Here is a 5,582-nt window from a genome sequence, read left to right as displayed (position 1 = left end):
AATTGTCAACACCTATGCAAACCTGCTAGAAGCAGTCGATGGGGACCGTGACAAAATTGCCTCAAGTCTGACAGAAAGCTTTTTCAAAGAAAACTCCATACTGGTAGAATACCGCCTGCAGATGGATGATATATTAACAGACACCATTGAACTCCCTGACATTCCACCAGTACAAGATATCGATTTCTTTGTCCGGCATAACAATGAACTCAGACAAATAACCCGTCGCAAACGAATTACACTGGAATACGACGGGCGGCGAATGACACCTCAGTCTGCCTTGCAGTTGATTGATAAACAAATTTCCGACCAAAAGGTAATCCTGTCTCAGCAAGACAGAGAATTGTATGAAGAAGTTATCATGAACAGCATTGGCCGGATTATAAGCAAACGGATAAACAGTGCGGAACACTGGGTAGCCCAAATGAACGATCTCATGGAAAGTCTTGATACATCCAGCGGTTTGGCATTTTCTTTGCGCTGGAAGCCACTCACAGCCGATGACGACAGTCAATTGGATACCGAAGATTTAGTCAACCTGCTCAGGGCTGACCACCGCCTATTAAAAGAGGAATACATGAGGCGCGTTGTCCGCTATTTTCAGTCACGCATCGAACAGGCCAAAACCCAGGCATCTTTCCGCTCTGATTCTTTCCAGCAGATTGTCCGCGAACTCTTGGATTATCGTAAATGGTTTACCTTTACCCTGTTCTATCGCCGAGAGGGCATGCCAAAGAAAGAACTGACAAATAACGCCTTTGGCAAGTTCAGCGGCGGTGAAAAAGCTATGGCGATGTATATTCCGTTGTTTTCGGCCGCCTACTCCCGTTATCGGGAAGCCAGAGCCGATGCGCCACGCATCATTTCGCTGGATGAAGCTTTTGCCGGGGTAGATGAGAACAACATTCGAGAGATGTTTGTTTTGGTTGAGCAGTTAGGGTTTAACTATATCATGAACTCCCAGGCGCTTTGGGGCGATTATGATACAGTAAAACAGCTTGCCATCTATGAACTCGTCAGACCCAAAAACGCTCCCTATGTTACCCTTGTCCGTTACGAATGGGATGGTTTTACCCGCCGCCTGATCTACGATGAGGTGAGTACATGAACACCATGAGTTCACCATCTGCCGCTGCAGCCGCCTATTTTCGCAGTCATCGCGGCTTTGACCGGCTATTTACCTTGCTCATAAAAAAATATCAATCTTTGGGACGGCTGGCGGGAAAAGTAACCCTGACCAAGCCGTCTCCGCAAGAAGTGCAGGCGCTGGAATCCTTTTTCCGGATCAACTGTGAAGGCAAAACATCCATTACCATTTCGTTTGCCCAATTGGCAGCAGCCATCGAGCAAACCCGATTTGCCGGTGCTGATGCACTGGATATCCTCAATCATTACGCTCAGACACCACTCATGACCAACCAGGAAGTTTGCACGCAGGCAGAAAGAGCCAGAACCAACTTACTGAATGAACTTATATCCCGCTATGATAACCAGTACTGCCAGATATGGTTAAACGCCGTATATCACAGACACCCCGGCACACGCCGCGCGCAGGCGGCGTACGAACGAGGATTCCCTGAGAACCGAAACCTTTTCACCATAACCCTGCAGGCGCTCAGCCATTTGCCTAACAGCTATGAGCGGCTGCCGTTGTTTGCCGAACGTATTGCTGGTAATCCCCATGCTCTGGACACCGATACTCCTGCTGGACGCCTGTTTCTTGAAGCGCTCAAACTGATTCACCAAACCTCGTCCCAGATGCAAAGTAAGGATTTGCCCTGGTATTCACCTGCCGAAGCCGAAGCCGAACTTTTATATTCATTCCACCTGCTGCGCGACGATTTGCTGAACTTCGTCACCTGCTCCGGACTCCTTGCCTTTAAGAAAAGAGCAGACAGTCACCAAGAACTTTCCTACTGGCGGAAAGCCTGGCAGGCGGGAGCCGTTCTTAATGTACCCCTCCGCGAGCTTGTTACCCTTTCTCAGCTTATCCCTGCTGCTTTGCAGCCACATGGTCATAAGAATGTATATATTGTTGAAAACTCCGGTGTCTGCTCAACCATCATGGATTATTTTGTCGGCAAGTCCCTGCCGTTACCGCCGCTGATTTGCCCCCATGGCAATTTTAAACTAGCCTCCTGGGCAGCTATTGACCGCTTGATCGCAGGCGGCTGCACCCTGCATTATTCCGGAGATTTTGACCCTGAAGGACTATTACTGGCTGACCGACTGCTGTCACGCTACCCGTACCAAGTAAAACTTTGGCGCTATTCAACCGCTGACTATACGAACAGTCTAAAACATACAGAAGTAACTTGCGAGATTAGCAAAAGCAGGTGCAAAAAGCTTGACTCTATCACCAACCAGGCACTTGCAGGCATTGTCCAGACCATGCGCTCCACCAAACAGGCAGGCTATCAGGAATCGCTGGTAGACAAACTCATTCAGGATATGCTGTCTGATAAAGTAGTTTTTGGTAATAAGTTGATGACAAATCACCACTTTTGTTTTTTTTATGATATAATAAAGAAAATTTAGGGGATGCAATGAAAGGGGTGTGGCCAATGGAGAAAATCCTTCAACAGATTTTTGATGTGCAACAGCAATTATTAAAGGGACAAGAACAATTATTTAAGGGGCAGGAACAATTATTTAAAGGACAAGAACAGATTATTTCCAGGCTTGACAGACTGGAGACCAGGATGGATAGCTTAGAATCCAGAATGGATAACTTGGAAGCCAGGATGGATAGCTTGGAATCCAGAATGAATAACTTGGAAGCCAGGATGGATAGCTTGGAATCCAGAATGGACAAGCTGGAAGCCAAAGTGGATAAGCTGGAAACCAGAATGAATAGCCTGGAAAATAGGTTAGATATCGTTGAAGGTAAGCTTGATGAAAATATTGCTGTTACTAAAGCGCTGCGGCACAATAACGAGGAAATTAATGCCCAGCTGCATTCTCTAGGCCACAACTTAGCTACACTTACAGGGACTGTTAATCAGCTTACTGAAAAAGTAACCCATATTGACGAGAAAGTAGCGTTGCGAGATGACAAAGTGGACAAGCTGGCCAACTCCCTGGCCGAACACATAGACCGCACAGCGGACAGTATCAATTTCCTACTCCGTAAAACCGCTGAACATGGATACGACATTCACCGAATACGTCAGGCATTATAGATTTCCTTGCATGCAAAAACATAGTAAGCACCTAAAATCTTGCTCACAAGACTTTTAGGTGCTTACTAGTTAGGCAGAGTACCGAATCGCAATTTCAACGCCTGACTCTTTAAGAAAACGTTAGGCATTTTTCGCACGTATCTCAACTTGATAAGCAGGGCCAATTACATTACTTGACAACATACTGTCAGCAATACTGCCGGTGGTTTGCGGCTGCCCAAGCTGAACGATATAAGCCGGCCCAACCACCAGATCTGCTACGGCTATATTTTCCGAGTTGGATGATTGCTCTCGTTGGAGAAATTCAGACTTAATTTGTTGTAATTGACTTTGTTGACTTTTTATTCTATCCTGATTCTTTGCAGTATCTTCCTGGGGCAGTTTTTGAATTTCGCTTTTCAATTGTTCCCTTCGTGTTTGCAATGAGGCATTAGTCATAGCATGGCTCTGTACTGATTGACTGCCAGAAACACTTATCCTCATTACTATCACTCCTCTTTTCTTCCTATATCATGCCTTTGGTTTGCCTTCCGTGGATTAGATGGATGACCAAAACACTATATCTATCCAACACTATGTAAAAGATATCAGAGCACCAAGACTTTCTGCTCTGATATCTTTTCATTTTTGTCATCACTATTTCATATCGGCATCCTACTATACATAGGCAGAAAAGGGACGACAAAAAAAGTAATCTGTATTCCTTCCTTGAATACCATCAACAATCTGTTGTAGCGTAGTTGCAAGATATCCTTCGTCCACCAATAATTTTTTGGCTTGTTCAACATTAGCTTTCTTGGTTAAAAAACTGGCTAGCTTCTGGTCATCAAGTTTAAGATGACCAGTATTCTCATTCAGCGTAAGTCCCATGTCCAGATAAACCTGGCTGTCCTTGCCTTTCAGTAATCCCCGTACACTATCCAGCAGGCGGGTACCTTCCTCAGTCATGTAGCCGGAAGATTTGATCACACTGTTTAGCTGATTATACGCATCAACCAGGTTACGCAATGAATTGCTGAAAAAGTTGTTAAACCCTTCACCAATTCCAGATTTTCTATAATATTGTTCCAACATTCCACCGGAAGAAAATACGCGCAATCTGCGGTTTAAAAGCTCTACAGCCTCGTCAAACTCTTTTATCTGTTTGTTAATTGCATTCTGTTGGAGCTGCAAATAAGTATCTTGTGCCTGACTGGTACTTGTCTTATTTCTAGTTGATGTAACCGTTGTGGAATAAGTACCATAACTGCCTGTAACATCATTTGCAAACCCAGCAATTGTTCGAATTTCAGCCATAGTTACCCTCCGCTACTTTATAGTCCTGTCAAGCCGACTGCCGGTGGAACCCCAAGCCTCTCCATAGCCGTCATAGGCTCTTGCTGCATTATGCTTTCTCTGGGCATTGTTCAAGAACAGCCGGATCATTTGCATAATCCGAAGATTTAGCCCACGGAGCTCTTCGAATAATGCCTTTCCTTGTTCTGTATGCTTAAAATCATCAGTCTCCAGTTTATCTATCATCTGCTGTACACTTTCTCGCTGCCGCATCAGTTCAAAGAAAAGCTCGTGTTCCTGTCTCTCAAGAAACCGCAGCATCTCACGCGATAGGAACAAATAATCTTGCCATAAACTGGTCGCTGTTCGCTGTGAGCTATTCATAATATAATATGTCCTTTACTGATTATTGACTAAATTGCTGTAACAGCCAATTACTCTGCGCGCTTAGAGCGGACAAAGCTGACTCCATAGCATCAAATTGCTTATAATACCGCTCTTCGGCAGCGTTCAGACTTCTCAGCATATTGTTCAGGCGCTCGTTATACATTTCCAAACGTTTGGCAAGATTACTTTGTGTATCGACAGCATCAGGTAAGCCGGCTTCATCTTTTAATCGGCTCATAGTCGAATACAATTGGGAATAGATCCGATGCGCAACACCACTTTCACTGGTAGTGTCACCACTCGTACCAAAAATCTTAAATACCGCGTCCGGATCTTCCTCCAACGCTTTTCTTAACTTGTCTTCATCAACATATAGCTTACCGTAATTTTTAACCTCACTGGTATAATTGCCCTCACTATCAACATATGAGCCGGTCCCTATCCCAATGTCCACCGCACTCCGGTATTTGCCGGTCAAGCCAGCCACTGGTTCAATGAAACTTAGCCGAAGCGAATTGACCGCCTGTGTCAAAATAGAATCCCGCCGCAGCAAGCCGCTTCTCGCCTTTTTCTCCCAAGCCTCAATCTGACTTTCAGTCATTTCCGCTTTCTGCTCGTCGGTCAGAGGCATGAAATCTCGATATTTGTCTTCATGCAGCTCGGTATTATATGCAGCAAGAAAAGTATTATAATCCTCAATAAACGCTTTCACATTGGCAATCGTTTTTTCAATGTCCG

General features: G+C 44.9%; 7 protein-coding genes. 3 read left to right on the top strand and 4 right to left on the bottom strand.

Going from position 1 to position 5,582, the window contains the following annotated elements:
- The 3 genes from AC29Z1_RS12700 to AC29Z1_RS12690 all read left to right on the top strand — a co-directional run.
- Positions 1-1,108, top strand: a 1,108-nt coding sequence (locus AC29Z1_RS12700) for an SbcC/MukB-like Walker B domain-containing protein (RefSeq protein ID WP_488271827.1), incomplete at its 5' end; no start/stop codon positions are given.
- Positions 1,105-2,538, top strand: a complete 1,434-nt coding sequence (locus AC29Z1_RS12695; protein WP_488271826.1) for a TIGR02679 family protein — start codon at positions 1,105-1,107, stop codon at positions 2,536-2,538. The genes AC29Z1_RS12700 and AC29Z1_RS12695, both read left to right, overlap by 4 nt.
- 26 nt (positions 2,539-2,564) lie before the next feature.
- The gene (locus AC29Z1_RS12690; protein WP_488271825.1) at positions 2,565-3,182 is read left to right on the top strand and encodes a DUF7310 family coiled-coil domain-containing protein; all 618 of its coding nucleotides are present in this window, start codon (positions 2,565-2,567) and stop codon (positions 3,180-3,182) included.
- 120 nt (positions 3,183-3,302) lie between these two features.
- Here AC29Z1_RS12690 and AC29Z1_RS12685 read toward each other — a convergent pair whose 3' ends face one another.
- From AC29Z1_RS12685 to fliD, 4 genes are all read right to left on the bottom strand, one after another.
- Complete coding sequence (locus AC29Z1_RS12685; protein ID WP_488271824.1) at positions 3,303-3,665, bottom strand: hypothetical protein; 363 nt, start codon at positions 3,663-3,665, stop codon at positions 3,303-3,305.
- A gap of 174 nt (positions 3,666-3,839) precedes the next feature.
- Positions 3,840-4,478: a hypothetical protein gene (locus AC29Z1_RS12680; RefSeq protein WP_488271823.1), complete on the bottom strand. Its 639-nt coding sequence runs from the start codon at positions 4,476-4,478 to the stop codon at positions 3,840-3,842.
- Between the two features lie 12 nt (positions 4,479-4,490).
- Positions 4,491-4,841 carry a hypothetical protein gene (locus tag AC29Z1_RS12675; RefSeq protein ID WP_488271822.1) on the bottom strand — a complete coding sequence of 117 codons (351 nt, stop codon included), beginning with the start codon at positions 4,839-4,841 and terminating at the stop codon, positions 4,491-4,493.
- Positions 4,842-4,863: 22 nt separating this feature from the next.
- On the bottom strand, positions 4,864-5,582 hold a 719-nt coding region (gene fliD, locus AC29Z1_RS12670), incomplete at its 5' end, for a flagellar filament capping protein FliD (RefSeq protein ID WP_488271821.1).

This window comes from Sporomusa sp. (genome assembly GCF_057736855.1).
The sequence above is the reverse complement of the archived record's forward strand: the minus strand, read 5'-3'. Positions and strand labels throughout refer to the sequence as shown.

What these genes read in the sequence shown, in the direction of transcription:
- AC29Z1_RS12695 (WP_488271826.1), top strand. Translation starts at nt 1,105, where the DNA reads ATGAACACCATGAGTTCACCATCTGCCGCTGCAGCCGCCTATTTTCGC.
- AC29Z1_RS12690 (WP_488271825.1), top strand. Translation starts at nt 2,565, where the DNA reads ATGGAGAAAATCCTTCAACAGATTTTTGATGTGCAACAGCAATTATTA.
- AC29Z1_RS12685 (WP_488271824.1), bottom strand. Translation starts at nt 3,665, where the DNA reads ATGAGGATAAGTGTTTCTGGCAGTCAATCAGTACAGAGCCATGCTATG.
- AC29Z1_RS12680 (WP_488271823.1), bottom strand. Translation starts at nt 4,478, where the DNA reads ATGGCTGAAATTCGAACAATTGCTGGGTTTGCAAATGATGTTACAGGC.
- AC29Z1_RS12675 (WP_488271822.1), bottom strand. Translation starts at nt 4,841, where the DNA reads ATGAATAGCTCACAGCGAACAGCGACCAGTTTATGGCAAGATTATTTG.